Raw genomic sequence first — 25566 nt, 5'->3', positions numbered from 1 at the left:
CGGCGCGTAACCTACGTCACAACTGAACGTTGGGAGTGTCATGGGCGTCGACATCAAGATTGAGCACCTCACGAAGAGCTTCGGCAAGCAGCTCATCTGGGGTGACGTCACCCTCACGGTGCCGGCGAGCGAGATCTGCGTGATGCTCGGCCCGTCGGGAACCGGCAAGTCCGTCCTCCTCAAGACCCTCATCGGGCTGCTCAAGCCCGACCGGGGCTCGGTGATCATCGAGGGCACCGACCTCGTCACGTGCTCCGAGAAGGAGCTCTACGAGATCCGCAAGCTCTTCGGCGTCCTCTTCCAGGACGGCGCGATGTTCGGCTCGATGAACCTCTATGACAACGTCGCCTTCCCGCTGCGCGAGCACACCAAGAAGTCCGAGTCCGACATCCGCCGGATCGTCATGGAGAAGATGGACCTCGTCGGCCTCATCGGCGCCGAGACGAAGCTCCCCGGCGAGATCTCCGGTGGCATGCGCAAGCGCGCCGGCCTCGCCCGCGCACTCGTGCTCGACCCCGAGATCGTGCTCTTCGACGAGCCCGACTCCGGCCTCGACCCGGTCCGCACCGCGTTCCTCAACCAGCTGATCGTCGACCTCAACGCGCAGATCGACGCGACGTTCCTCATCGTCACCCACGACATCAACACCGCGCGCACCGTGCCGGACAACCTCGGCCTGCTCTACCACAAGCACCTGGCGATGTTCGGTCACCGGGAGCAGCTGCTCAGCTCCGAGGAGCCGGTCGTGCGACAGTTCCTCAACGCCCAGCGGGTCGGCCCGATCGGCATGTCCGAGGAGAAGGACGCCGACCAGCTCGCGGCCGAGAAGGACATGGACCTGCCCCCGCTGCCCCCGATCGCGCTGCAGCTCGAGCCCTCCAACGGGATCCCGCGCAAGAGCCAGCGCCCGCCGGGGGAGTGGTGCCGCGAGCACGGAGTCACGCCTCCTCCGGGCTCGTTCCAGCCGGACGCAGTCCTCGCCGGCGGTTCCTGAGCCTGCTGGATCGCTGAGCCCGTGTCCGCCCTGACGGCAGCAAAGGTGCTGAAGCCGGTCGGGACCGCAGGCAACTTCTTCGCCTTCGGTCTCGACGTCTTCCTCGCCCTCTTCAAGCGCCCCTTCCAACTGCGCGAGTTCATCCAGCAGGCCTGGTTCATCGCGTCGGTCACCATCGTCCCCACGGCGCTGGTCGCGATCCCCTTCGGCGCGGTCATCGCGCTCCAGGTGGGCGGCCTGATCAAGCAGTTCGGCGCGCAGTCGTTCGTCGGCTCCGCCAGCGTGCTGGCCGTCGTCCGCGAGGCCGGCCCGATCGCGACCGCCCTGCTCATCGCCGGCGCCGGCGGCTCGGCCATCGCCGCCGACCTCGGCGCCCGGAAGATCCGCGAGGAGCTCGACGCCATGATGGTGCTCGGCATCGACCCGATCCAGCGCCTCGTCGTGCCCCGCGTCCTGGCCTGCATGCTGGTGAGCGTCTTCCTCAACGGCATGGTCAGCGTCGTCGGCGTCTCGGGCGGCTACGTCTTCAACGTGATCCTGCAGCACGGCACGCCCGGGTCCTATCTGGCGAGCTTCACCGCGCTGGCCCAGCTTCCCGACGTCTGGCAGGGCCTGGCGAAGGCGCTCATCTTCGGCCTCATCGCCGCGATCGTGGCCTCGTACATGGGAATGAACGCCGGCGGCGGCCCGAAGGGCGTCGGCGACGCGGTCAACATGTCGGTCGTCGTGACGTTCATGCTCCTGTTCGTCGTCAACTTCGTGATCAGCGCGATCTACTTCCAGGTCGTCCCGGCGAAGACCGGATAGGCGGCTGGACATGGCACTCCCCACGCTTCTGAAGAAGCCGCTCAACGGCCTCGACCACCTCGGCCACGAGCTGGCCTTCTACCTGCGCGCCCTCGGCTGGGCGCCGCGCACGGTGAAGCGCTACAAGAAGGAGATCGGCCGGCTGCTGGCCGAGGTCACCTTCGGTACCGGTGCGCTGGCCGTCATCGGCGGCACCATCGGCGTCATCGCCGCGATGACGTTCTTCACCGGCACGGAGGTCGGCCTCCAGGGGTACGCCGCGCTCAACCAGCTCGGCACGAGCGCCTTCTCCGGATTCGTCAGCGCCTACTTCAACACCCGCGAGATCGCGCCGCTCGTCGCCTCGATCGCTCTCGCGGCGACGGTCGGCTGCGGCTTCACGGCGCAGCTCGGCGCGATGCGGATCTCCGAGGAGGTCGACGCGCTCGAGGTCATGGCCGTCCCGTCGCTGCCGTTCCTCGTCACCAGCCGGATCATCGCGGGGCTGATCGCGATCATGCCGCTCTACGTGATCGGGCTGCTGTCGTCGTACATCGCGACCAAGCTCACCGTCGTCTATCTCTACGGGCAGAGCTCAGGCACCTACGACCACTACTTCTGGACCTTCCTGCCCCCGGGCGACGTGCTGTGGTCCTTCGGCAAGGTGCTGGTGTTCAGCGTCGTGATCATCCTGATCCACTGCTACCACGGCTACACCGCCAGCGGGGGCCCCGCAGGCGTCGGCGTGGCCGTGGGCCGGGCGGTCCGGACGAGCATCGTCGCCGTGTCGGTGCTCGACCTGTTCCTGTCGATGGCGATCTGGGGCGCCTCGACGACGGTGAGGCTGGCGGGATGAGCCGCTCATGAACGCGGTGCGGTTCCGGGCACTCGGCGTCTGCTTCCTCGCGCTCATCCTCCTGGGCGTGTGGCTGGTCTACGCCGTCTTCTCGCAGAAGTTCACCTCCTACGACGAGCTCACGCTCGAGACCAGCACGATCGGGCTCCAGCTGCCCGACCGCGCGGACGTCAAGATCCGGGGCGTCCTCATAGGCGAGGTGCTCCGCTCCGAGGCGACCGCCGGCGGCGCCACGCTGACGCTCGGCATCGACCCCGACAAGCTCGACACCGTGCCCGCGGACGTCACCGGCGCCATCCTCCCGAAGACCCTGTTCGGCGAGAAGTACGTCTCGCTCGACATCCCGACGGACTCCGACAACGAGCCGATCAAGGCGGGCACCGTCATCTCCCGTACGCGGGTCTCGACCGAGCTGGACGCCGTGCTCTCCGACCTCTACCCGCTGCTGCGCACCGTCCAGCCGGCCGATCTCAACATGACGCTCAACGCCGTCGCGACGGCGCTCGAGGGGCGGGGCGACCAGCTCGGGCAGTCCCTCGAGACCGCCGACGGCTACCTCGAGCGGCTCAACCCCCAGATCCCCCAGCTGGTGGAGGACCTCCGCAAGACCGCGCAGGTCGCCGACACCTACAACTCCGTGGTGCCCGAGCTCGCCCAGATCCTGCGCGACACCATCACCACCACCAGCACCCTCGAGGAGAAGGAGCAGCCGGTCCACGACCTGCTCACCAACGTCACCAGCCTGTCGAACACGGCGAAGGATTTCCTCGCCACCAACGAGAAGAGCCTCACCGACCTGGCGAGGATCAACGACGGCCTGCTGTCCAACACCGCCCGCTACTCCACCGAGTTCCCCTGCCTGCTCGCCGGGCTCGACAAGCTCGGCCAGCGCGAGGGCGTCGTCTTCCGCAACTACACCCTCCACATCGTGCTGGAGACCCTGCCGAAGCAGCCTCGCACCTACACCGCGGCCGACCAGCCGCACTTCGGTGAGGACCGCGGCCCGACCTGCGGGCACCTGCCCAACGCCACGTGGTCGCAGGACAACCCGCTGCGTGTGGTGCCGAACAACGTGAACGACGGCGTCCAGGGGGCCGTCCGATGAGCCGCTCGGGACTGGACCGCAAGACGGCGGGCGACCTCGTCCGCCTGCTGATCTTCATGGTGATCACGGCGATGGCGACGGGCATCCTCATCCTCACCATCGGCAACCTCTCCTTCGGCGGCTCGGAGAGCTACAAGGCGGTGTTCGCCGAGGCGACCGGGATGGCCAAGGGCGACGACGTACGCATTGCGGGGGTGAAGGTCGGCACGGTCAAGGACATCCGGATCACCGACCGCACGCACGCGCTGGTCACCTTCACCGTCACCGACGACCAGCACCTGGCCACCGCGACCAGGGCCACCATCCGGTACCGCAACATCGTCGGCCAGCGGTATCTCGCGCTCACCGACACCCTCGAGAGCGGCAGCCGGCTCAAGCCCGGCCAGACGATCCCGATCTCCCAGACCCAGCCGTCCCTGGACCTGAGCACCCTGTTCAACGGCTTCAAGCCGCTCTTCCAGGCGCTGTCGCCCGACGAGATCAACAAGCTGTCCTACGAGATCGTCCAGGTGTTCCAGGGCGAGGGCGGGACGCTGGAGAGCCTGTTGACCCACACGGCCTCGGTGACGCAGACGCTGTCCAGCCGCGACGCCGTGATCGACTCGCTGATCGACAACCTCAACCAGGTGCTCGACCACCTCGCCGACCGCGACACGCAGCTCTCGGACCTCATCACGACGTTCCGCACCTTCGTCGGCGGCCTCGCCGAGGACAAGGACGCGATCCTCGGCTCGCTCGACCAGATCTCGGAGGTGTCCACCCAGACCGCCGACCTGCTCAAGGGCCTGAGCGACCCGCTTCCCGAGGACGTCAAGCAGCTGCGCAAGGTCGCCACCAACATCAACGCGAACAGCGCCGAGCTCGACCGCATGCTCCAGGTGCTGCCGATCAAGCTCAACAACATCGGCAACGTCGGCTCCTACGGGTCGTGGTTCAACTTCTACCTCTGCGACTTCGACGGCAGCGTCAAGCTGCCGGGCGGCCAGGAGGTCAAGCTGGGCACCTCGACCATCAAGTTCAACGCGGGGGCGAGGTGCAACCTCGGATGAATCACAAGCCCTTCCGCGAGCGCAACCCGATCACGATCGGCGCCATCAGCCTGGCCGTGATCGCGCTCCTCATGCTCGGCGCCTTCAAGGCGGGCAGCCTGCCCCTCATCGGCGGCGGCACCCGCTACTACGCCGACTTCGCGGAGATCGGCGGCCTCAAGTCCGGCGACGAGGTCCGGATCGCGGGCGTCCGGGTCGGCAAGGTCGACCAGATCAAGCTCGTCGGTGGCCACGTGCGGGTCGGCTTCCGGCTCAAGACCGACTCCGCCTTCGGCAAGGACACCCGGGCCTCGATCAAGGTGAAGACCATCCTCGGCGCGATGTTCGTCGCGCTCGAGCCCGCCGGCAGCGGCCAGCTCGCCGAGGACGCCGAGATCCCCGTGGAGCGGACCACGTCGCCGTACGACGTCGTCCAGGCGTTCACCGGACTGGCGAACACCGCCGGCGACATCGACACCGACCAGCTCGCCGCGGCGCTCACGACGCTCTCCGACCTCACCCGCACGACGCCGGAGTCGTTCCGCCAGGCGCTCGACGGCGTCTCCGCGCTGTCGAAGACGCTCGCCGCGAAGGACGAGCAGATCGGCACCCTCCTCACCAACCTCGAGCGGGTCTCGAAGGTGCTCGACGAGCGGGACGGCGACCTCGTCGCCCTGATGAAGGACGCCGACAGCCTCTTCACCGCCCTCGTGGCGCGCCGCGACGCGGTCCACCAGCTGCTCACCTCGACCTCGAGCCTGTCCCAGCGGCTGACCACCCTCATCAAGGAGACGAAGGCCGATCTCAACCCCGCCCTCACCCAGGTGCAGAGCGTGCTCAACGTGCTGGAGAAGAACGAGGACAACATCGACGAGAGCCTGCGGCTGATGGCGCCGTTCTACCGGATCTTCAGCAATGTCCTCGGCAACGGCCCGTGGTTCGACTCCTACATCCAGAACATCCCCCCGACGGCGGCGGTGGGCTGATGCGCGCGATCCTGAAGTGGCTCGCCATCGGGGCGGTGGCCCTGCTGGTCGTCCTGGCCGGCCTCAAGACGCTCGTCGGCGGTGGCCAGCGCACCCTGGTCGCCGAGTTCCCGCGCACAGTCTCGATCTACGAGGGCAGCGAGGTCCGGATCCTCGGCGTCACGGTCGGCCAGGTCGACAAGGTCGAGCCCGGTGGCACGTCGGTCAAGGTGACGATGCACTACGACGACGACGTCAAGGTCCCCGAGGACGCCAAGGCCCTCATCGTGGCCCCCTCGGTCGTCGGCGACCGGTTCGTCCAGCTGACGCCGGCGTGGACCTCGGGGCCGACGCTTGCCGACGGGGCCGTCCTCGACACCTCGCGGACCGCGACGCCGCTCGAGCTCGACGACATCTACAGCAACCTCGACGACCTCGTGGTGGCGATCGGCCCCGAGGGCGCCAACAAGAACGGTGCGCTGTCGGACCTCCTCGACCAGACCGCGAAGAACTTCGGCGGCGAGGGCGAGCAGTTCCACGAGACGATCGGCGACTTCAGCGACCTCACCCAGACGCTCGACGACAACAAGGACGAGTTCTTCTCCTCGGCCCAGCAGCTCGAGGGGTTCATCAGCACGCTGGCGAAGAACGACGACACCGTGCGCGACTTCAACACCTCGCTCGCGTCGGTCTCCGAGATGCTCGCGGGGGAGCGCACCGACCTCGCCAACTCGGTCCGCAACCTGGCCACGGCGCTGGGAGCCGTCCAGACGTTCGTCAAGGACAACAAGGACGTCCTGCACAGCGACATCAAGAGCCTGAACCGGCTGGCGAAGGTCGTCGTCAAGCGGCGCGACCAGCTCGCGGAGACCCTCAACAACGCGCCGCTCGCGCTCAACAACCTCTTCTACGGCTACAACCCCCAGGCGGGCACGCTGGACACCAACTCCAACCTGGACAAGGCACTCGGCTTCGACCTCGCCGATCCCGCGCTCGCCCTCTGCACGATCCTCGACAACGTCGACTCCTCGGGCAGCCTGTGCAAGGCGATCGGCGGCTCGGGCCGCAGCGGCGACCTCTTCGGCGCGTACGCCGGCACCGGGTCCAGCTACGGCAAGAAGAGTGATCTCACCCTCGGAGGTCTGGTGCGATGAGCGACGCCATGCACGCACGCCGGCCGCGTTGTCGCGCCTCGACGGCCCGCTTCGCTCCAAGGCCGCCTTCGGCGCTCCGCCTTGCCATCGCACGCGCCTGGCGCCGCTCATCCATCGCGGCCGTGCTGGTGCTGACGCTCGGCCTGAGCGGATGCTCCTTCGACGCGTACTCGCTGCCGCTGCCCGGTGGCGCCGACACCGGCGACGACCCGATCACGGTGACGGTCCAGTTCGCCGACGTGCTCGACCTCGTGCCGGACTCGTCGGTGAAGGTCGGGGACGTCACGGTCGGACGGGTGCAGGACATCGCCCTCGACGACGGCCACGCCGACGTCCGGGTCCAGCTGCGCAAGGACACCAAGCTCCCGGTCAACGCCGTCGCAACCATCCGCCAGACCAGCCTGCTCGGCGAGAAGTTCGTCGACCTGGCCGCGCCGGAGACTGACCCCAGCACCACCATGCTCGCCAGCGGCGACACGATCACGCTGGCCAACAGCGGCCGCAACCCCGAGATCGAGGAGGTCCTGGGCGCGCTGAGCCTGGTCCTCAACGGCGGCGGCGTCGCTCAGCTGCAGACCATCTCGACCGAGCTCAACAAGGCGCTCGCCGGCCACGAGGACGCCGCCCGCGACGTGCTCACGCAGGTCAACCAGCTGGTCACCCAGCTCGACGACCACAAGGCCGACATCGTCAACGCCATCGAGGCCGTCGACCGCCTCGCGAAGTCGGCCCGGTCCCAGGAGGACACGATCGACGCGACGCTCGAGGAGCTGCCCGGCGCGCTGACCAGCATCGAGTCCCAGCGCAAGGACCTGGTCACGATGCTCCAGGCGCTCAGTGACCTCGGCGAGGTCGGCACCCGGGTCATCAAGGCCTCCAAGGCCCAGGTGATCCGGACGTTCGACAACCTGGAGCCGACCCTCACCCAGCTCGCGAACGCCGGCGACCACCTGGTGAACTCCCTCGACACCGCCTTCACCTATCCCTTCGTCGACGAGGTCGTCGGTCGCGACCCGACCGTCGCGAAGAACCTCCACATGGGCGACTACGTCAACCTCTCCATCACCCTGCAGGTCGACGCCTCGGATCTCCTCGACGCCAGCAGCGCGGTGCCGTCGGTGCTCAACCCGACGAACGTCGTGAGCAACCTGACGAAGTGCCTCACCTCGGGCGACCTGAGCAGCCAGGCGTGCAAGGACCTGCTCGCCGCCGGGACGACCGTGCTGGACATCATCAACGCCTGCAAGAAGCCGTCCAACCGCGACACCGCGCTCTGCAAGCTGATCAACCAGGTGCCCGGGCTGCCGACGGCCGGCGTCACCATCATCCCCTCCGACCTCGCCTCCCAGCTCGCCAGCGCCATCCCGGGCGTCGGCGACGTCCTCGGCGGCGCGCTCGCCGGGCTCTCCCGCGCGCCGGTCGGCGCCGACGGGCGGTCGAAGGTCACCTACGAGCAGCTGAGCGAGGTCTACGACCCGAGCCTGGTGCGCCTCCTCGTCCCGGGTCTCGCCGTGAAGGAGACAGTCCAGTGATCACCCGGCGCGTCAAGGTCCAGCTGCTCGTCTTCGTCCTCATCACGCTCATCGGCGTCACCTACGCCGGCGCGCGCTACGCCCGGCTCGACCGGCTCGTCCGCGACCCCGGCTACACCGTCGTCGGGCACTTCCTCTCCTCGGGCGGGATCTACGAGGGCGCCGAGGTGGACTGGCGGGGGGTCAAGGTCGGCGAGGTCTCGAAGATGGTGCTCACCGACGACGGCGTCGACGTCTACCTGGACATCGACAAGGAGTACGACGCCATCCCGTCGGACGCCATCGCGGCCGTCGCCAACCGGTCGGCCGTCGGCGAGCAGTACGTCGACCTCCAGCCGCAGAGCAGCGCGCAGCCCTACCTGCGGGACGGCTCGGAGATCGCCCAGGCGCACACCAGGACGCCCCTGCCGACGGAGAAGCTGCTCGGCGACACCGCCGAGACGGTCGACTCGGTGAACCGCGACTCGCTCGCGACCACGATCCACGAGCTGGGGACGGCCTTCGCCGGCACCGGCCTGGACCTGCAGAAGATCATCGACACCAGCACCTCGTTCATCGAGACCGCCAACCAGAACTTCGACCTCACCTCCGCGCTGCTCCGCGACGGCAACACGGTCCTGGACGGCCAGGTCGCCACCAGCAGCGCGATCACGAGCTTCGCGAAGAACCTCTCGCTCTTCAGCGGGGTGCTCGCCGGCAACGACAAGAACCTGCGCCGCCTCATCGCCAATGGCGCCGCGGGCGCCGCCCAGCTCAAGACGTTCCTCGACGAGAACAACGTCGACCTGACCGAGCTGCTGAGCGAGTCGGTGACGATCGGCGACATCGTCTACCAGCGCCTCCCGGGCCTCAAGCAGGTCCTCGTCCTCTACCCGTACGTCGTCGAGGGTGGCTACACCGTCGTCGACGACGACGTCGGCGGGGTGTGGAACGCCCACTTCGGCCTCGTGCTCACCCAGGACAAGCTCTGCGAGAAGGGCTACGAGGGCACCAAGAAGCAGGCGCCGCAGGTCGGCACGAACAAGCCGCTCAACACCGACGCCAAGTGCACCGAGTCGCCGAGCACGTCGGACCCGCGCGGCGCGCAGAACCTCGACCGGGCGGCCCCGATGACCGGCAGCGTGGATACTTCTACGGTGATCGGCTCCTACGACGACGCCACGCACACGTTCAGCTGGGGCGCCCCCGAGTGATCCTGCGGCGAGGCATCCTCGCGGTCCTCGGAGCGCTCATCGTGCTCTCGGTCGCGGCGCTGGGCTATCAGGCGGTCCATCGTGACGGCGCTCCATGGGCGACGGACAATCCCACCCAGGACGCCCGCGACGTGGTCATGACCCAGGCCCGCGCCTTCATGACGACGGTCAACACCTACGGCCCCGACCTGCTCGACGGGTCGACGATGCCGTCGTACCGCAAGGACGTGGAGGCACTCGTGACGGCCAAGTTCAAGGCCGACTTCGAGCAGAACGTCCCGTACGCCGAGGCGACGGTCGCACAGTCGGGGCTCGGCCGGACCACGACCGTCTACGCCACCGGCGTCGGCGATCTCGACCTTGAGCGCGGCCGCGCCACCGTCCTGGTGGCCGGCGAGCTCACCAACTCCTTCCCCGACAAGAGCAGCAAGGACGACGCCACGGGCAGTGAGGCCCGCCAGTCCGCCGACCCGCAGCCCTACCGCGTCGAGGTCACCCTCGTCCGGCAGGGTGGCGTCTGGAAGGTCGACGACTTCACCCCCGTCGGCCAGGAGGCGCAGCAGCAGTCGAGCCAGTCGGCCGACCCGAGCGCCTCCGCCACACCGACGCAGGAGGCCACGCCATGAGCCGCCCGGCGGCGTGGGGCAAGGAGCCGCCGGCATGGCTCCTCGCGCTGGTGGGCGTGCTCGCGCTGGTGACGATCGCGGTCGCCGCCTGGGCCTGGACCCGCCCCGATCCCGTCGCGGCCGAGGACGACGCCCGGGACGCCCGGCAGACCGCCGAGCAGGCGGTCATCCCCGTGCTGACCTACGACTACCGGACCCTGGACGACGACGAGAAGGAGGCGGAGAGCTATCTCACCGCGTCCTACCGGCGTACCTTCGCCGACCTCTGGCAGACGATCGAGGACAACGCGCCCGCGGCCAAGACGGTCATCACGGCCAAGGTGGTCGGCTCCGGGGTGGTCCACGCCACCCCCGGCCGGGTCCAGGTCCTCGTGCTGGTCGACCGCCCCACCAGCAACACCGAGAACACCACGCCGGTCACCTACCAGGACCACGTCACCCTCACGATGGTGAAGACCGGCGGGGTATGGCTGATCGACGATCTGGTCACTCAGTAGCCGGACAGACCCCCGTCGCACCACGCCGACGACAAGTCAATGCTTGACCTGAGGCAGGCGCAGGCTCATGATGTTGAGTCGCCGCGCCCTTTAGGGTATCGTTGCTCTTTGCGCGTGCCCTCAAATGCCTCGGGTCTGTCCGGTGACTCCACGGTGGTCGGCCGCGCTCATCACAGCGAAACCTGTTGAAGGATTCCTCTTGGCCGCGCGCAGCTCCTCCGCTGATTCCACTTCCCGTCGCCTTTCTTTCGCAAAGATCACCGAGCCTCTCGAGGTCCCGCAGCTCCTTGCCCTCCAGACCGACAGCTTCGACTGGCTGATCGGCAACGAGGTCCACGCCGAGCGCATCACCTCCCGCCGCGCCGCCGGCGAGGACGTGTCGGACAAGTCCGGCCTCGAGGAGATCTTCGAGGAGATCTCCCCGATCGAGGACTTCTCCGAGACGATGTCGCTCTCGTTCGAGAACCCGGTGTTCTACGACCCCAAGTACACCGTCGAGGAGTGCAAGGAGAAGGACTTCACCTACTCCGCGCCGCTCTACGTCTCGGCCGAGTTCACCAACAACGACACCGGCGAGATCAAGGGCCAGACGGTCTTCATGGGCGACTTCCCGCTCATGACCGACAAGGGCACCTTCATCATCAACGGCACCGAGCGCGTCGTCGTGTCGCAGCTCGTCCGCAGCCCCGGCGTCTACTTCGAGCGCACCGCCGACAAGACGTCCGACAAGGACATCTTCACCGCCAAGCTCATCCCGAGCCGCGGCGCCTGGCTCGAGTTCGAGATCGACAAGCGCGACCTCGTCGGCGTCCGCCTCGACCGCAAGCGCAAGCAGAACGTCACCGTCCTGCTCAAGGCGCTCGGCTGGACGAACGAGCAGATCCGCGAGGAGTTCGGGCAGTACGAGTCGATGATGCTGACCCTGGAGAAGGACAACGTCGCCGACCAGGACAGCGCGCTGCTCGACATCTACCGCAAGCTCCGTCCCGGCGAGCCGCCCACGCGCGAGGCCGCGCAGACGCTGCTCAACAACTACTACTTCAACCCGAAGCGCTACGACCTCGCCAAGGTCGGCCGCTACAAGGTCAACAAGAAGCTCGGCCTGCTCGAGGCCTTCGACCAGCAGACGCTGACCGTGGACGACATCGTCGCCGCGATCAAGTACATCGTCGCGCTGCACGACGGCCAGACCCAGCTCGAGACCCCGCAGGGCGTCATCGACATCACGCCGGACGACATCGACCACTTCGGCAACCGCCGCATGCGCACGGTCGGCGAGCTCATCCAGAACCAGCTCCGCACCGGTCTGGCCCGCATGGAGCGCGTCGTCCGCGAGCGCATGACGACCCAGGACGTCGAGGCCATCACGCCGCAGTCGCTGATCAACATCCGGCCCGTCGTCGCGGCGCTCAAGGAGTTCTTCGGCACCTCGCAGCTGTCGCAGTTCATGGACCAGAACAACCCGCTCGCGGGCTTGACGCACAAGCGGCGTCTGTCGGCCCTCGGCCCGGGTGGTCTCTCCCGCGACCGCGCCGGCATGGAGGTCCGCGACGTCCACCCGTCGCACTACGGCCGGATGTGCCCGATCGAGACCCCTGAGGGCCCGAACATCGGCCTCATCGGCTCGCTGGCCTCCTTCGGCCGGATCAACCCGTTCGGCTTCGTGGAGACGCCCTACCGCAAGGTCGTCGACGGCGTCGTCACCGACCAGGTCGACTACCTCACCGCCGACGACGAGTCCCGCACCGTCATCGCGCAGGCCAACGCGGTTCTGGACAAGTCCGGCCGCTTCGTCGACGAGCGCGTGCTGGTCCGCCTCGCCGACGGCGAGGTCTCCGAGGTCCCGGCCGCCGAGGTCGACTACATGGACGTCTCGCCGCGCCAGATGGTGTCGGTCGCGACCGCCCTCATCCCGTTCCTCGAGCACGACGACGCCAACCGCGCCCTCATGGGCGCCAACATGCAGCGCCAGGCCGTCCCGCTGGTCCGCAGCGAGGCGCCGCTGGTCGGCACCGGCATCGAGTACCGCGCCGCGGTCGACGCCGGCGACGTCGTCACCGCCAAGAAGGCCGGCGTCGTCAAGGACGTCTCGGCCGAGGTGATCGAGACCATGAACGACGACGGCTCGTACACGACGTACAAGCTGGCGAAGTTCACCCGCTCCAACCAGGGCACGTGCGTCAACCAGATCCCGCTCGTCACCGAGGGCGACCGCGTCGAGGTCGGCTCGCCGATCGCCGACGGCCCGGCCACCGACGGCGCCGAGATGGCGCTGGGCCAGAACCTGCTCGTGGCGTTCATGCCGTGGCAGGGTCACAACTACGAGGACGCGATCATCCTGTCGCAGCGTCTCGTGCAGCAGGACTACCTCACCTCGATCCACATCGAGGAGCACGAGGTCGACGCCCGCGACACGAAGCTCGGCCCGGAGGAGATCACCCGGGACATCCCCAACGTCTCCGAGGAGATGCTGGCCGACCTCGACGAGCGCGGCATCATCCGCATCGGCGCCGAGGTCACCACCGGTGACATCCTCGTCGGCAAGGTCACGCCCAAGGGCGAGACCGAGCTGACCCCCGAGGAGCGCCTGCTCCGCGCGATCTTCGGTGAGAAGGCGCGCGAGGTCCGCGACACCTCGATGAAGGTGCCGCACGGCGAGGAGGGCACCGTCATCGGCGTCCGCGTCTTCGACCGCGAGGAGGGCGACGAGCTGCCGCCGGGCGTCAACCAGCTGGTGCGCGTCTACGTCGCGCAGAAGCGGAAGATCTCCGTCGGCGACAAGCTCGCCGGCCGTCACGGCAACAAGGGCGTCATCGCCAAGATCCTGCCGATCGAGGACATGCCGTTCATGGAGGACGGTACCCCGGTCGACGTGATCCTCAACCCGCTCGGCGTCCCGCGACGGATGAACATCGGCCAGGTCCTCGAGCTCCACCTCGGCTGGCTCGCCAAGCAGGGCTGGGACCTCGACCTCGCCGACGACAAGAACGTGAAGTCGACCGAGTGGGCCAAGCGCCTGATGTCGATCCACGCCGACAAGGCCGAGCCGGACACGAAGGTGGCCACGCCGGTCTTCGACGGTGCGCTCGAGGACGAGATCACGGGCCTGCTCAGCGCCACGCGGCCCAACCGCGACGGCGTCCGGGTGGTCGGCACCAACGGCAAGGCCAGCCTCTTCGACGGCCGCTCCGGCGAGCCGTTCCCGGAGCCGGTCTCGGTGGGCTACATGTACATCCTCAAGCTCCACCACCTGGTCGACGACAAGATCCACGCCCGCTCGACCGGCCCGTACTCGATGATCACCCAGCAGCCGCTCGGCGGCAAGGCCCAGTTCGGTGGCCAGCGCTTCGGTGAGATGGAGGTCTGGGCCATGGAGGCGTACGGCGCCGCCTACGCGCTCCAGGAGCTGCTGACCATCAAGTCCGACGACGTGCCCGGCCGCGTCAAGGTCTACGAGGCGATCGTCAAGGGCGAGAACATCCCCGACTCCGGCATCCCCGAGTCGTTCAAGGTGCTCGTCAAGGAGATGCAGTCGCTGTGTCTCAACGTCGAGGTCCTCTCGCAGGACGGCTCGGCGATCGAGCTCAAGGACGCGGAGGAGGACGTCTTCCGCGCCGCCGAGGAGCTGGGCATCGACCTCTCGCGTCGTGAGCCGTCGTCCGTCGAGGAAGTCTGAACAGAGGGTTAGGGATACATACAGTGTTGGACGTCAACTTCTTCGACCAGCTTCGGATCGGCCTGGCCACCGCGGACGAGATCCGCGCGTGGAGCCACGGTGAGGTCAAGAAGCCGGAGACCATCAACTACCGCACGCTCAAGCCCGAGCGTGACGGCCTTTTCTGCGAGAAGATCTTCGGTCCCACCCGGGACTGGGAGTGCTACTGCGGGAAGTACAAGCGGGTCCGCTTCAAGGGCATCATCTGCGAGCGCTGTGGCGTCGAGGTCACCCGCTCCAAGGTGCGCCGTGAGCGGATGGGCCACATCGAGCTCGCCGCTCCCGTGACCCACATCTGGTACTTCAAGGGCGTGCCGTCGCGTCTCGGCTACCTCCTGGACCTGGCCCCGAAGGACCTCGAGAAGGTCATCTACTTCGCGGCGTACATGATCACCTCCGTCGACGAGGACGCTCGCCACCGCGACCTGTCCTCGCTGGAGAGCAAGGTGGGCCTCGAGCGCGACCGGCTCACCAACCGCATGGAGACGGCGCTCGCCGACCGCCAGAAGAAGCTCGAGGAGGACCTCGCGGCTCTGGAGGCCGAGGGCGCCAAGGCCGACCAGAAGCGCAAGGTGCGCGACGGTGCCGAGCGTGAGCTCGCCGCCATCCGCAAGCGCTCCGAGGCCGAGCTCGCCCGTCTCGAGGAGGTGTGGGACACCTTCAAGAGCCTCAAGGTCCAGGACCTCATGGGCGACGAGCTCCTCTACCGCGAGATGAAGAACTGGTTCGGGAAGTACTTCGAGGGCCACATGGGCGCCACGGCGATCCAGAAGCGCCTCCAGGACTTCGACATCGAGGGCGAGGTCGAGTCGCTGCGCGAGACCATCGCGACCGGCAAGGGCCAGCGCAAGGTCCGCGCCCTCAAGCGGCTCAAGGTCGTCGACGCCTTCCGCAAGACCGGCAACCAGCCGATCGGCATGGTGCTCGACGCCGTCCCGGTCATCCCGCCGGACCTGCGCCCGATGGTGCAGCTCGACGGTGGCCGGTTCGCGACCTCCGACCTCAACGACCTCTACCGTCGCGTGATCAACCGCAACAACCGGCTCAAGCGACTGCTCGACCTGGGTGCTCCGGAGATCATCGTCAACAACGAGAAGCGGATGCTCCAGGAGGCCGTCGACTCGCTGTTCGACAACGGCCGCCGTGGTCGTCCGGTGACCGGTCCGGGCAACCGCCCGCTCAAGTCGCTCTCCGACATGCTCAAGGGCAAGCAGGGTCGCTTCCGTCAGAACCTCCTCGGCAAGCGCGTCGACTACTCGGGCCGCTCGGTCATCGTGTCGGGTCCGCAGCTCAAGCTGCACCAGTGCGGTCTGCCCAAGCAGATGGCGCTCGAGCTGTTCAAGCCCTTCGTCATGAAGCGCCTCGTCGACCTGTCGCACGCGCAGAACATCAAGTCCGCCAAGCGGATGGTGGAGCGCGCCCGGCCGGTCGTGTGGGACGTCCTCGAAGAGGTCATCACCGAGCACCCGGTCCTGCTCAACCGTGCGCCCACGCTCCACCGTCTGGGCATCCAGGCGTTCGAGCCGCAGCTCATCGAGGGCAAGGCGATCCAGCTCCACCCGCTCGTGTGCGGCGCCTTCAACGCCGACTTCGACGGCGACCAGATGGCGGTCCACCTGCCGCTGTCCGCGGAGGCGCAGGCCGAGGCCCGCGTCCTCATGCTGTCGACGAACAACATCCTCAAGCCGTCGGACGGCCGTCCGGTGACCATGCCCTCCCAGGACATGATCATCGGCCTGTTCTTCCTGACGACCGACCGCGACGGTCAGCCGGGCGAGGGCCGTGCCTTCGCGTCGCCGGCCGAGGCGATCATGGCCTTCGACCGCGGCGAGATCTCGCTGCAGTCGCCGATCAAGATCCGCCTCGACGACATCGTGCCGCCGGAGGGCTGGGAGGCTCCCGAGGGCTGGGCCGAGGGTGACGCCGTCATCCTCGAGACCACCCTGGGCCGCACCATCTTCAACGACACGCTGCCCGCGGACTTCCCCTACGTCAACGAGGAGGTCGGCAAGAAGCGCCTCGGCGCCATCGTCAACGCCCTCGCCGAGCGCTACCCGAAGGTCGTCGTCGCGGCGTCCCTCGACGCGCTCAAGGACAACGGCTTCCACTGGGCCACCCGCTCGGGGGTCACGGTCTCGATCGACGACGTCACCACGCCGTCGAACAAGGTGGAGATCCTCAAGGGCTACGAGGACAAGGCCACCAAGATCCAGAAGCAGTTCGAGCGCGGTCTCGTGACCGACGAGGAGCGTCGTCAGGAGCTCGTCGAGATCTGGACCGAGGCGGCCAAGGAGGTCGGTGAGGCCATGGAGAAGGCCTTCGACCGCAAGAACCCGATCTACATGCAGGTCATCTCGGGCGCCTCTGGAAACTTCAACCAGATCCGCCAGGTCGGCGCCATGCGTGGCCTCGTGGCCAACCCGAAGGGCGAGATCATCCCGCGCCCGATCAAGGCCAACTTCCGCGAGGGCCTCTCCGTGCTCGAGTACTTCATCTCGACCCACGGTGCCCGCAAGGGTCTTGCCGACACCGCGCTCCGCACGGCCGACTCGGGCTACCTGACCCGTCGTCTGGTCGACGTGTCGCAGGACGTCATCATCCGCGAGGAGGACTGCGGAACCGAGCGTGGCTTCCTGGTCTCGATCGTCGACGATGACGTCGAGACGACGGCGTACGCGCGGACCGCCGCCGAGGACGTCGTCGGCCCGAACGGCGACGTGCTCGCGGTGGCCGGTGAGGACCTGGGCGACGTCAAGATCGCCGAGCTCGCCGCTGCCGGCGTGACCGACGTGAAGATCCGCTCCGTCCTCACCTGTGAGGCCGCGACGGGCACCTGCGCGAAGTGCTACGGCCGCTCGCTCGCGACCGGCAAGCTCGTCGACATCGGCGAGGCGGTCGGCATCATCGCCGCCCAGTCCATCGGTGAGCCGGGCACGCAGCTGACGATGCGCACCTTCCACACCGGTGGTGTGGCCTCGGCCGACGACATCACGCAGGGTCTGCCCCGCGTCGTCGAGCTCTTCGAGGCGCGTACGCCGAAGGGCGTCGCCCCGATCAGCGAGGCCGCCGGCCGCGTCCAGATCGAGGAGACGGACAAGGCCCGCAAGGTCCTCGTCACCCCCGACGACGGCTCGGAGGTCGTGGAGTACGTCGTGTCCCGTCGCTCGCGGCTCAACGTGGCCGACGGCGAGCACATCGAGGTCGGTCGCACCCTCACGGTCGGCACGCCCGACCCGAAGGAGGTTCTCCGCATCCTCGGTGTCCGTGCCACCCAGAAGCACCTCGTCGACGAGGTCCAGGGTGTCTACAAGAGCCAGGGTGTGTCGATCCACGCCAAGCACATCGAGATCATCGTGCGGCAGATGCTGCGCCGGATCACGGTGCTGGAGTCCGGTGACACCAACCTGCTCCCGTCCGACCTGGTCGACCGGGCGCTCTACGAGGCGGAGTCCCGCCGCGTGGTGACCGAGGGCGGCAAGCCGGCCTCGGGCCGTCCGGAGCTCATGGGCATCACCAAGGCGTCGCTCGCGACCGAGTCGTGGCTGTCGGCGGCCTCCTTCCAGGAGACCACCCGCGTCCTCACCGACGCCGCGATCAACGGCCGCTCCGACAGCCTGCGCGGTCTCAAGGAGAACGTCATCATCGGCAAGCTCATCCCGGCCGGCACCGGCCTGGAGCGCTACCGGAACATCCGGGTCGAGCCGACGGAGGAGGCCCGCGCGGCCGCCTACTCGGTGACGGGCTACGAGTCCTACGACTACGACTTCGGCAACGGCTCCGGCCAGGCTGTCGGGATCGAGGACTTCGACTTCGGCTCCTACCCGAGCTGATCCGACTCCGCGTCGACGTCCACAGCGCCCGGTCCCGTCAGGGGCCGGGCGCTGTGCCGTCCCGGGCGCCTTGTCTCAGCCGGAGCGCGACGTTGAATGGGTCACATGAGACCTTCCCGGATCCTCGCCCCGGCCGTCCTGCTCGTCGCCGCGCTGCTGCCGGCCTCCCTCGCGGGGCCCGCCCGGGCCGCGAGGCCCACCGTGGCGACGGAGTGCACCGCCGGGCAACTCGCCGCCGGCTACGTCCGCCGAGGGGCAGGCGCGTCGCATCGCTTCGGCGCGCTCCGGCTGACCAACGTGTCGGCGACCCGCTGCTGGCTCCGCGGCTACGGCGGGCTCTCCTTCGTCGGAGGCGGCGACGGCACCCAGGTCGGTCATGCCGCGACCCGCACACCCTCGACGGTGCGGCGGGTCTGGCTCGCGCCCGGGGAGCGGGCGGCGAGCCTGGTCGACCAGACCACCGCGGCGCCCTACGGCACGCGGCGATGCCGCCCGACGGCGGTCGACGGCTTCCGGGTCTACCCGCCGGACTCGACCGTGTCCCTCTTCGTCGCCCACCGGACGCGGACGTGCGCCAACAGCCGCCTGACATTGCTGGCCCACCGGGCCTACCGCAAGGTCGGCTGACGCCTCGTCGGCGTGAACACGACGAAGTGCCAGAAGAGCATCGCGGCCACGATCGTCACCAGGTAGGTGATCGTCAGCGGGCCGCTGTCGGGCGGCGCGCGCACCTCCACGTCGTCGGCCCAGAAGGGGCTCGAGACGAGGCCCACCAGGAGGCAGACGGGGATCGTCACCGCCACGCGGAGCAGCCCCGCCCGGCGTACGACGTCGACGGAGGCGTCCTCGTTGCCGTGGAGATAGATCGTCACCGAGCAGAAGACGCCGGTCACGAACCAGACCACGTAGCCCAGCCCGATGCTGTCCTGCCACACGATGTCGAGCGCGGCGACGAGCTCGGCGAGCAGGAGCAGCACCACCCCCAGGACGTCGAACAGCGCGATCCAGCCCAGCGTGGCCAACGCCGTGCGGAGCAGTCTCATGGGGTGATTGTGCTGCCCGCGGCGCGACGTCGCATGCGTGACCGGGCGTCCGGATAGCCTTGTGCTCATGAGTTCCTCCCCGGCCAGGTGCGACGTGCTGGTCGTGGGGGCCGGGCCGGCGGGGTCGTCCGCGGCCGCCTGGGCCGCCCGGGCAGGGCTCGACGTCGTACTCGTCGACATGGCGACGTTCCCGCGGGACAAGACCTGCGGCGACGGGCTGACGCCGCGGGCCGTCCACGAGCTGGGCCTGCTCGGGCTGGAGGACTGGGTGCGCACGCATCCGGTGTCCCGCGGGCTGCGGGCGCACGGCTTCGGGCAGACGCTCGAGCTGCCATGGCCCGGCGGAGGCCTGCCGGACTGGGGTTCCGCGGTCGCGCGCACCGAGCTCGACGACCACCTGCGCACCACGGCGATCAAGGCGGGCGCGACCGCGCTCGACGGGCTGCGCGCCGTCGACGTACGCCGTGGCGCGGACGGCCGGGCCGAGGCGGTCCTCGTCGCCGACGGCCCTGGATCGACGAGGGAGATCGCCTGCCGCCGGCTGATCGTCGCCGATGGCGTACGGTCGCCGCTGGGCAAGGTGCTCGGGCGGGAGTGGCACCGCGACACCGTCTACGGCGTGGCCGGCCGCTCCTACGTGGCCAGCGCGCGCAGCGACGACCCGTGGATCTCCTCGCACCTCGAGCTGCGCGACGAGGCGGGCGCGGTGCTGTCGGGGTACGGCTGGGTCTTCCCGCTCGGCGGCGGTCAGGTGAACCTCGGCGCCGGGACGCTCGCGACCTCCCAGCGGCCGGCCGACGTGGCGATCAAGCCGTTGATGCGGCTCTATGCCGAGCAGATCCGCGACGAGTTCGGCCTGATCGGCGAGCTCCGGGCCGAGGCGAGCGCGCTGCTGCCGATGGGCGGTGCGGTCAGAGGCGTCGCCGGCCCGAACTGGGCTCTGATCGGCGACGCGGCCGCCTGCGTGAACCCGCTCAACGGCGAGGGCATCGACTACGGCCTCGAGACGGGGCGGATCGTCGCCGACGTCCTCGCCGCCGCGCCGAACACCTCGCTGACGCATCTGTGGCCCGAGCTGCTCCGGGAGCAGTACGGCGAGGCCTTCTCGATCGCCCGGCGGCTGGCCGGCATCGCCACCAACCCCCGCCTCGTCGCCGCGCTCGGTCCCCTCGGCATGCGCAGCGAGTGGCTGATGACCCTCGCGCTGCGCTGGATGGGCAACCTCGTGACCGACGACGACCGCGACCGGGCCGCTCGGGTCTGGCAGTGGGCGGGGCGCCGCTCGCTCGCCGTCGACCGCCGGCCCCTCTTCTCATGAGATCCAGAGGTGAGGAGTCCCCGGTTAACCGGCGAAAAGGGAACTTCTCGGCCAGTGCGCCGGCCGAGAAGTTCCCCAGTTCCCGGTTAACCGGTGACTCCTCACCGGGCGGTGGGCCATGAGGCGGCGGGAGAGGCTGCCGCAGGTGCAGCGGGTGGCGGCGTACGCCGTCGTGCTCCGTGACGGGGCGATCCTGATGTCGCGGCTGTCCGACACGCTGACGGCGACGCCGATGTGGACGCTGCCGGGCGGGGGGCTCGACCACGGCGAGGACCCGCGTGCGGCAGTCGTGCGCGAGGTGCAGGAGGAGACCGGGCTCGACGTCGTCATCGGCGAGACCGCGTGGGTGCTGTCGAGCCACCAGGCCAACGCCTGGCGGCGTGGTCGCAACGTCGACGCGCACGCGCTGCGGATCGTCTACGACGGCTGGGTGGCCGTCGACGCGCCCGAGCCCCGCACCGTGGAGGTCGGCGGCTCCACCGCCGAGGCGGCGTGGCTGCCACTCGCCGACGTGCTCGACGGCACCGTCCCGACCGTCCCGCTGGTCCTCGAGGCGCTCACCCACCATCACGTGACCCAGGTGCAGCGGGTCGGGGTCTACGGGCTGCTGACCCGCGGCACGGCCGAGGGCGTCGAGGTGCTGCTCACCCGGATCGCCCCCCACGCGGTCCACGGGGGACGCTGGCATCTCCCCGGTGGCGGCATCGACTTCGGCGAGTCGCCGCGCGAGGCGCTGCGGCGGGAGTTCCAGGAGGAGACCGGGCTCGAGGTCGAGGTCGGCCGGCCGCTCGACGTACGCGACGTGTCGCTCACCGCCGCCGCGCCGTCCGGGCGCTGGGAGGAGTTCCACGGGATCCATCTGATCTTCGCCGTGACGACCTCCGACACCGCGGAGCCCGCGGTCGTCGAGCTCGACGGGACGACCGACGCCGTCGAGTGGGTGGCGGTCGCCGACGTCGCGTCTCGCGTGATCACGCCGCAGACCGCCGCCGCCCTCCGCGCCGCCGGTCTCCGGCGCTGACCTGCACGGCTGCACACCGAAGTCGGGGCGGTCGGACGCCGCCCCGCGTGAACGCGGCCGGTCCGGCGCGGCGCGAGGCGACTTCGGTGTGCAGCCGTGCGGGTGGGAGAATCGGGGGTGTGACCGCCGTTGCCCTCGACCTGGCCGCCGAGCTGCGGAGCCGGGGCATCAGCGGGGTCGACGACTCGACCCTCGCGCGGGCGCTCTACTCCTCCGACGCCTCGCTCTACCGCGTCATCCCGCAGGTCGTCGTCCGGCCGCAGCACACCGACGAGCTGATCGCGGTCCACGAGGCGTCGCGGGCGCTCGGGGTTCCGGTGACGCTCCGGGGCGCCGGCACCTCCATCGCCGGCAACGCGGTCGGGCCCGGGATCGTCGTCGACACCCGCGACCTGCGCCGGGTCGTCGCCATCGATCCGGAGGCGCGGACGGCGCGCATCGAGCCGGGGATCGTCCACGCCGACCTGCAGCGGGCGGCGGCGCCGTACGGGCTGCGCTTCGGCCCCGACCCCTCGACCCACCCGCGCTGCACGATCGGCGGGATGATCGGCAACAACGCCTGCGGCAACCGTGCGCTGGGCTACGGCCGCACCGTCGACAACGTCGAGGCGCTCAAGGTCGTGTGGGGGACCGGCGAGGTTATCGAATACTCCGGTACGACGTCGCCGACCGGCCCGGCGGCGACCGCCCTGGTGGCGATCGGAGACGCCCATCTCGCCCACCTCCGGACGGAGTTCGGCCGCTTCGGGAGGCAGGTCTCGGGCTACTCCCTCGAGCACCTGCTGCCGGAGAAGGGCCGCCGGATCGATCGCTTCCTCGTCGGCACGGAGGGCACGCTGGCGACGATCCTCGAGACGACCGTGCGGCTCGTCGTCGACGAGCCGGGGCGGATGCTGCTGGTGCTGGGCTACCCGACGATGCCCGACGCCGCCGACGCCGTAACGGCGGTCCTGGCCGCGGCCCGCGCGAGCGCCGGCACCCTCCTGGCCTGCGAGGGCCTCGACGCCCGCATCGTCGAGCTGGTCAAGGCGAAGGGCAACGCCGTTCCCGAGCTGCCCGCGGGCGGCGGCTGGCTGATGGCCGAGGCCGCCGGCATCCATGCCGAGGAGCTGCTGACGGCGGTGGCGGCCGCAGCCGGTGCGCTCGGCGCCCGCCTGGTCCGCGACCCGGGCGAGATGGCGGCGCTGTGGAAGATCCGCGAGGACGGCGCCGGCCTCGCCGGGCGCTCGCTGCCCACGCCCGCCTACTCCGGCTGGGAGGACTCCGCCGTCCCGCCGGAGCACCTCGGCTCCTGGCTGCGCGACTTCGACGCCATCCTCGACTCCTACGGCCTGCACGGCATCCCCTACGGCCACTTCGGCGACGGCTGCATCCACTGCCGGATCGACTTCCCCTTCCAGCCGGGGGATCCGGCGTCGGCGGCCGTCTTCCGCGACTTCATGACCGAGTGCGCGCAGGGCATCAGGAAGTACGGCGGCACGCTCTCCGGCGAGCACGGCGACGGCCGGGTCCGCTCCGAGCTGCTGCCGCTCATGTACGACGCCACCTCGATCGACCTCTTCACGCAGGTCAAGCAGGTGGCCGACCCCGAGAACCTGATGAACCCCGGCAACATCGCCTCGCCCGACGGCGCCGGGCCGGCCGCCATCACCGACGACCTCCGGCCGGTCCGCCCCCGGGCGCGTCCGCGGGCCGCGCTGCGGCTCGTCCACGACGACGGCGACCTGGGTGCGGCCGTGCACCGCTGCACCGGAGTCGGCAAGTGCGTGGCCCCGGCGACGTCGGGCGTGATGTGCCCGTCGTACCTCGGGACGAGGCAGGAGAAGGACTCCACCCGCGGCCGTGCACGAGTGCTGCAGGAGGCGCTCGACGGCGGGCTCGTGCACGGGCTGGCCGACCCGGCGGTGGCAGGCGCGCTCGACCTGTGCCTGGCCTGCAAGGGCTGCTCCACCGACTGCCCGAGTGGCGTGGACATGGCGACGTACAAGTCGGAGTCGCTCTACCAGGCCTTCAAGGGGAGGCGGCGGCCGAGGTCGCACTATCTCCTGGGGCGGCTGCCGCAGTGGGCGCGGCTGGGTGCGCCGTTCGCGCGACTGACCAACCTGATGATGAGGATCGGGCTGATCGCGTGGATCGCCAAGTGGGTCGCGGGGATCGACCAGCGCCGCTCGGTGCCGACCTTCGCGTCCCGGACGCTCAAGCGTGGCGCGACGACCGCGCGGACAGGGCGTGCCTCGCCCGACGTGTGGGTCTGGGCCGACAGCTTCACCGACCACTTCTTCACCCAGTCCGGCAAGGCCGCGGTCCGCTTCCTCGAGGCGCAGGGGCTCACCGTCCGCGTCATCGGCGACGACGCCTGCTGCGGGCTGACCTGGATCACGACGGGCCAGCTCGACCAGGCCAGGTCGATCATGGAGCGGACGGTGCGGACGCTGGCGCCGTACGTCGCCTCAGGGGTGCCTGTCGTCGGGCTGGAGCCGTCGTGTCTCGCGACGCTGCGCTCGGACTCGATCGAGCTGACCGACCTCCCGGAGGCGGTCGACGTCGCCGTGGGGATGCTGAGCTTCGCCGAGCTGGTGACGAAGCTCGACCTGCCGGTGCCCGATCTCTCCGGCGTCGAGATCGTCGCCCAGCCGCACTGCCACCAGAGCGCGGTCGTCGGGTGGAAGCTCGACCAGCAGCTCCTCGAGCGCGCGGGCGCCACCGTGACGAAGGTGGCCGGCTGCTGCGGGCTGGCCGGCAACTTCGGGGTCGAGCGGGGCCACTACGAGGTCTCGGTGGCGATCGCGGAGACGCACCTGCTCCCCGCCGTACGCGCCGCGGGGCCCGACACCGTCATCCTCGCCGACGGGATGAGCTGCCGGGTCCAGCTCGACGACCTCGCCGGCGTCCGCACGATGCACCTCGCCGAGCTCCTGGCGTCGCGCCTCGGACAGTGATTGCTCAGGCCAGCTGCAGGGTCGTGGCGATGGTGTTGAAGGCGCGGTCGAGGCGCTCGGCGACCGCGCGCAACGAGAGCCCGGAGTTCGTCCGCCATGTGCGTAGCAGCCAGCCGATCCGCGACGCGATGTCGATCCTGCTCGCGGCCAGTGGCGTGTGATCGACGATCTCCTCGGCTTCACGCGCCACGATCCACCCCCGGTTGCTCTCCCGGTTGCCGATTCCGGTCGGAGTCTTGTAGCCGGGATCATGCCGTAGAGGCAGATCCTGGGAGCAGGATTCGGTCGCACTGACAGGCGGGTAGCCAGCACAACGTGGTGGTATCAGGTGATATCGCGTCGTACCATCGAGGCATGGCGATGACTCTGCGACTGACGGACGAGCAGGCTGCCGCGCTCCGTGAGACGGCCGAGCGCGAGGGGCGGTCCATGCACGAGACCGTCGTCGTCGCGATCGGGGAGTACGTCTCGAAGCGGGAGCAGAAGCGTGACGCCCTGATCGCGAAGATCATGGACGAGGACCGTGAGGCTCTCGACCGCCTCGGCTCGGTCTGATGACCGAGTTCCTACGGCTCGAGGATCTGCTCGCTATCGAGACGGTGCTCGGCTCCCCGGGCATCCGTGACGTCGGGCTGCTCGAGTCAGCTCTTGCCCGCCCCGCTGCGACGGTCTTCGGTGACGAGGCGTATCCGTCCCTTGTGCTCAAGGCGGCGGCGCTGACTCACTCCCTGGTGTCCAACCACGCCCTTGTCGACGGCAACAAGCGCATCGCTCTGGTCGGTCTGCGTCTCTTCGTCGGCATGAACGGTCACGACCTCGACGCGACGCAGGACGAGAAGTTCGACCTGATCATGGCGATCGCCGACGGCTCGCTGCGCGACGTGGAGGAGATCGCTGCCCGGATCGAGCAGTTCCTCGTGGAGCGGTGACGATGCGGGAGCCATCGGCGCTGCTTCGTAGACTG

General features: G+C 69.3%; 21 protein-coding genes. 19 read left to right on the top strand and 2 right to left on the bottom strand.

All coding sequences use genetic code 11. The annotated features are described in order from the left end of the window. The first annotated feature begins 40 nt into the window (after nt 1-40). The 14 genes from QM572_RS03550 to QM572_RS03485 all read left to right on the top strand — a co-directional run bounded on the left by QM572_RS03550 (nt 41) and on the right by QM572_RS03485 (nt 18908). Entirely contained in the window at nt 41-994 is a 954-nt protein-coding gene (locus QM572_RS03550; protein WP_415090096.1) for an ABC transporter ATP-binding protein, read from the top strand. Nucleotides 995-1039: 45 nt separating this feature from the next. Further along, nucleotides 1040-1801, top strand: a complete 762-nt coding sequence (locus tag QM572_RS03545) for an MlaE family ABC transporter permease (RefSeq protein ID WP_415090185.1) — start codon at nt 1040-1042, stop codon at nt 1799-1801. Nucleotides 1802-1811: 10 nt separating this feature from the next. Next, on the top strand, nt 1812-2636 hold the full coding sequence (locus QM572_RS03540) for an MlaE family ABC transporter permease (RefSeq protein ID WP_415090094.1): 825 nt from the start codon (nt 1812-1814) through the stop codon (nt 2634-2636). A 7-nt stretch (nt 2637-2643) separates the two neighbouring features. After that, complete coding sequence (locus QM572_RS03535; RefSeq protein ID WP_415090093.1) at nt 2644-3741, top strand: MCE family protein; 1098 nt, start codon at nt 2644-2646, stop codon at nt 3739-3741. Further along, complete coding sequence (locus QM572_RS03530) at nt 3738-4790, top strand: MCE family protein (protein ID WP_415090092.1); 1053 nt, start codon at nt 3738-3740, stop codon at nt 4788-4790. Before QM572_RS03535 ends, QM572_RS03530 begins: the two co-directional genes overlap by 4 nt. Further along, on the top strand, nt 4787-5755 hold the full coding sequence (locus QM572_RS03525) for an MCE family protein (RefSeq protein WP_415090090.1): 969 nt from the start codon (nt 4787-4789) through the stop codon (nt 5753-5755). Before QM572_RS03530 ends, QM572_RS03525 begins: the two co-directional genes overlap by 4 nt. Beyond that, nucleotides 5755-6888 carry an MCE family protein gene (locus QM572_RS03520; RefSeq protein ID WP_415090087.1) on the top strand — a complete coding sequence of 378 codons (1134 nt, stop codon included), beginning with the start codon at nt 5755-5757 and terminating at the stop codon, nt 6886-6888. Before QM572_RS03525 ends, QM572_RS03520 begins: the two co-directional genes overlap by 1 nt. Before the next feature lie 122 nt (nt 6889-7010). Then, nucleotides 7011-8420, top strand: a complete 1410-nt coding sequence (locus QM572_RS03515) for an MCE family protein (RefSeq protein ID WP_415090084.1) — start codon at nt 7011-7013, stop codon at nt 8418-8420. Then, nucleotides 8417-9613 carry an MCE family protein gene (locus QM572_RS03510; RefSeq protein WP_415090082.1) on the top strand — a complete coding sequence of 399 codons (1197 nt, stop codon included), beginning with the start codon at nt 8417-8419 and terminating at the stop codon, nt 9611-9613. The genes QM572_RS03515 and QM572_RS03510 overlap by 4 nt, the downstream gene beginning before the upstream one ends. After that, nucleotides 9610-10239 (top strand): hypothetical protein, encoded by a 630-nt coding sequence (locus tag QM572_RS03505; RefSeq protein WP_415090080.1) that lies wholly within the window; start codon nt 9610-9612, stop codon nt 10237-10239. The genes QM572_RS03510 and QM572_RS03505 overlap by 4 nt, the downstream gene beginning before the upstream one ends. Further along, nucleotides 10236-10736 (top strand): hypothetical protein, encoded by a 501-nt coding sequence (locus tag QM572_RS03500; RefSeq protein ID WP_415090078.1) that lies wholly within the window; start codon nt 10236-10238, stop codon nt 10734-10736. Before QM572_RS03505 ends, QM572_RS03500 begins: the two co-directional genes overlap by 4 nt. A 199-nt stretch (nt 10737-10935) precedes the next feature. Beyond that, a complete protein-coding gene (rpoB, locus tag QM572_RS03495; RefSeq protein ID WP_415090075.1) occupies nt 10936-14412 on the top strand; it encodes a DNA-directed RNA polymerase subunit beta in 3477 nt (1158 codons plus the stop codon). A gap of 23 nt (nt 14413-14435) precedes the next feature. Then, a complete protein-coding gene (locus tag QM572_RS03490) occupies nt 14436-18281 on the top strand; it encodes a DNA-directed RNA polymerase subunit beta' (protein WP_415090073.1) in 3846 nt (1281 codons plus the stop codon). A 105-nt stretch (nt 18282-18386) separates the two neighbouring features. After that, nucleotides 18387-18908, top strand: a complete 522-nt coding sequence (locus QM572_RS03485; protein WP_415090070.1) for a DUF4232 domain-containing protein — start codon at nt 18387-18389, stop codon at nt 18906-18908. Here QM572_RS03485 and QM572_RS03480 read toward each other — a convergent pair. Beyond that, on the bottom strand, nt 18890-19324 hold the full coding sequence (locus QM572_RS03480) for a hypothetical protein (RefSeq protein WP_415090068.1): 435 nt from the start codon (nt 19322-19324) through the stop codon (nt 18890-18892). The two genes, QM572_RS03485 and QM572_RS03480, sit on opposite strands and share 19 nt — an antisense overlap. 67 nt (nt 19325-19391) lie before the next feature. On the opposite strand from QM572_RS03480, the gene QM572_RS03475 reads away from it, so the two are divergent. From QM572_RS03475 to QM572_RS03465, 3 genes are all read left to right on the top strand, one after another. Beyond that, a complete protein-coding gene (locus QM572_RS03475; RefSeq protein WP_415090067.1) occupies nt 19392-20642 on the top strand; it encodes a geranylgeranyl reductase family protein in 1251 nt (416 codons plus the stop codon). A gap of 118 nt (nt 20643-20760) precedes the next feature. Further along, nucleotides 20761-21663 (top strand): NUDIX hydrolase, encoded by a 903-nt coding sequence (locus tag QM572_RS03470; RefSeq protein ID WP_415090066.1) that lies wholly within the window; start codon nt 20761-20763, stop codon nt 21661-21663. Nucleotides 21664-21782: 119 nt separating this feature from the next. Beyond that, nucleotides 21783-24602, top strand: a complete 2820-nt coding sequence (locus QM572_RS03465; RefSeq protein WP_415090064.1) for an FAD-binding and (Fe-S)-binding domain-containing protein — start codon at nt 21783-21785, stop codon at nt 24600-24602. 4 nt (nt 24603-24606) lie between these two features. Here QM572_RS03465 and QM572_RS03460 read toward each other — a convergent pair whose 3' ends face one another. Continuing rightward, a complete protein-coding gene (locus QM572_RS03460) occupies nt 24607-24792 on the bottom strand; it encodes a hypothetical protein (protein ID WP_415090062.1) in 186 nt (61 codons plus the stop codon). A 164-nt stretch (nt 24793-24956) separates the two neighbouring features. On the opposite strand from QM572_RS03460, the gene QM572_RS03455 reads away from it, so the two are divergent. Continuing rightward, a complete protein-coding gene (locus tag QM572_RS03455; protein ID WP_415090060.1) occupies nt 24957-25157 on the top strand; it encodes a ribbon-helix-helix protein, CopG family in 201 nt (66 codons plus the stop codon). After that, nucleotides 25157-25531 (top strand): type II toxin-antitoxin system death-on-curing family toxin, encoded by a 375-nt coding sequence (locus QM572_RS03450; RefSeq protein WP_415090058.1) that lies wholly within the window; start codon nt 25157-25159, stop codon nt 25529-25531. Before QM572_RS03455 ends, QM572_RS03450 begins: the two co-directional genes overlap by 1 nt. The last annotated feature ends 35 nt before the right edge of the window (nt 25532-25566 follow it).

The sequence above is a fragment of the Nocardioides sp. genome (assembly GCF_047607365.1).
In the GTDB taxonomy this organism is placed as follows: Bacteria; Actinomycetota; Actinomycetes; order Propionibacteriales; family Nocardioidaceae; genus Nocardioides.
The sequence above is the reverse complement of the archived record's forward strand: the minus strand, read 5'-3'. Positions and strand labels throughout refer to the sequence as shown.

Coding starts and splice junctions, on each gene's coding strand:
- QM572_RS03550 (WP_415090096.1), top strand. CDS start 41: ATGGGCGTCGACATCAAGATTGAGCACCTCACGAAGAGCTTCGGCAAG.
- QM572_RS03540 (WP_415090094.1), top strand. CDS start 1,812: ATGGCACTCCCCACGCTTCTGAAGAAGCCGCTCAACGGCCTCGACCAC.
- QM572_RS03535 (WP_415090093.1), top strand. CDS start 2,644: ATGAACGCGGTGCGGTTCCGGGCACTCGGCGTCTGCTTCCTCGCGCTC.
- QM572_RS03530 (WP_415090092.1), top strand. CDS start 3,738: ATGAGCCGCTCGGGACTGGACCGCAAGACGGCGGGCGACCTCGTCCGC.
- QM572_RS03525 (WP_415090090.1), top strand. CDS start 4,787: ATGAATCACAAGCCCTTCCGCGAGCGCAACCCGATCACGATCGGCGCC.
- QM572_RS03520 (WP_415090087.1), top strand. CDS start 5,755: ATGCGCGCGATCCTGAAGTGGCTCGCCATCGGGGCGGTGGCCCTGCTG.
- QM572_RS03500 (WP_415090078.1), top strand. CDS start 10,236: ATGAGCCGCCCGGCGGCGTGGGGCAAGGAGCCGCCGGCATGGCTCCTC.
- QM572_RS03485 (WP_415090070.1), top strand. CDS start 18,387: ATGAGACCTTCCCGGATCCTCGCCCCGGCCGTCCTGCTCGTCGCCGCG.
- QM572_RS03480 (WP_415090068.1), bottom strand. CDS start 19,324: ATGAGACTGCTCCGCACGGCGTTGGCCACGCTGGGCTGGATCGCGCTG.
- QM572_RS03475 (WP_415090067.1), top strand. CDS start 19,392: ATGAGTTCCTCCCCGGCCAGGTGCGACGTGCTGGTCGTGGGGGCCGGG.
- QM572_RS03470 (WP_415090066.1), top strand. CDS start 20,761: ATGAGGCGGCGGGAGAGGCTGCCGCAGGTGCAGCGGGTGGCGGCGTAC.
- QM572_RS03455 (WP_415090060.1), top strand. CDS start 24,957: ATGGCGATGACTCTGCGACTGACGGACGAGCAGGCTGCCGCGCTCCGT.
- QM572_RS03450 (WP_415090058.1), top strand. CDS start 25,157: ATGACCGAGTTCCTACGGCTCGAGGATCTGCTCGCTATCGAGACGGTG.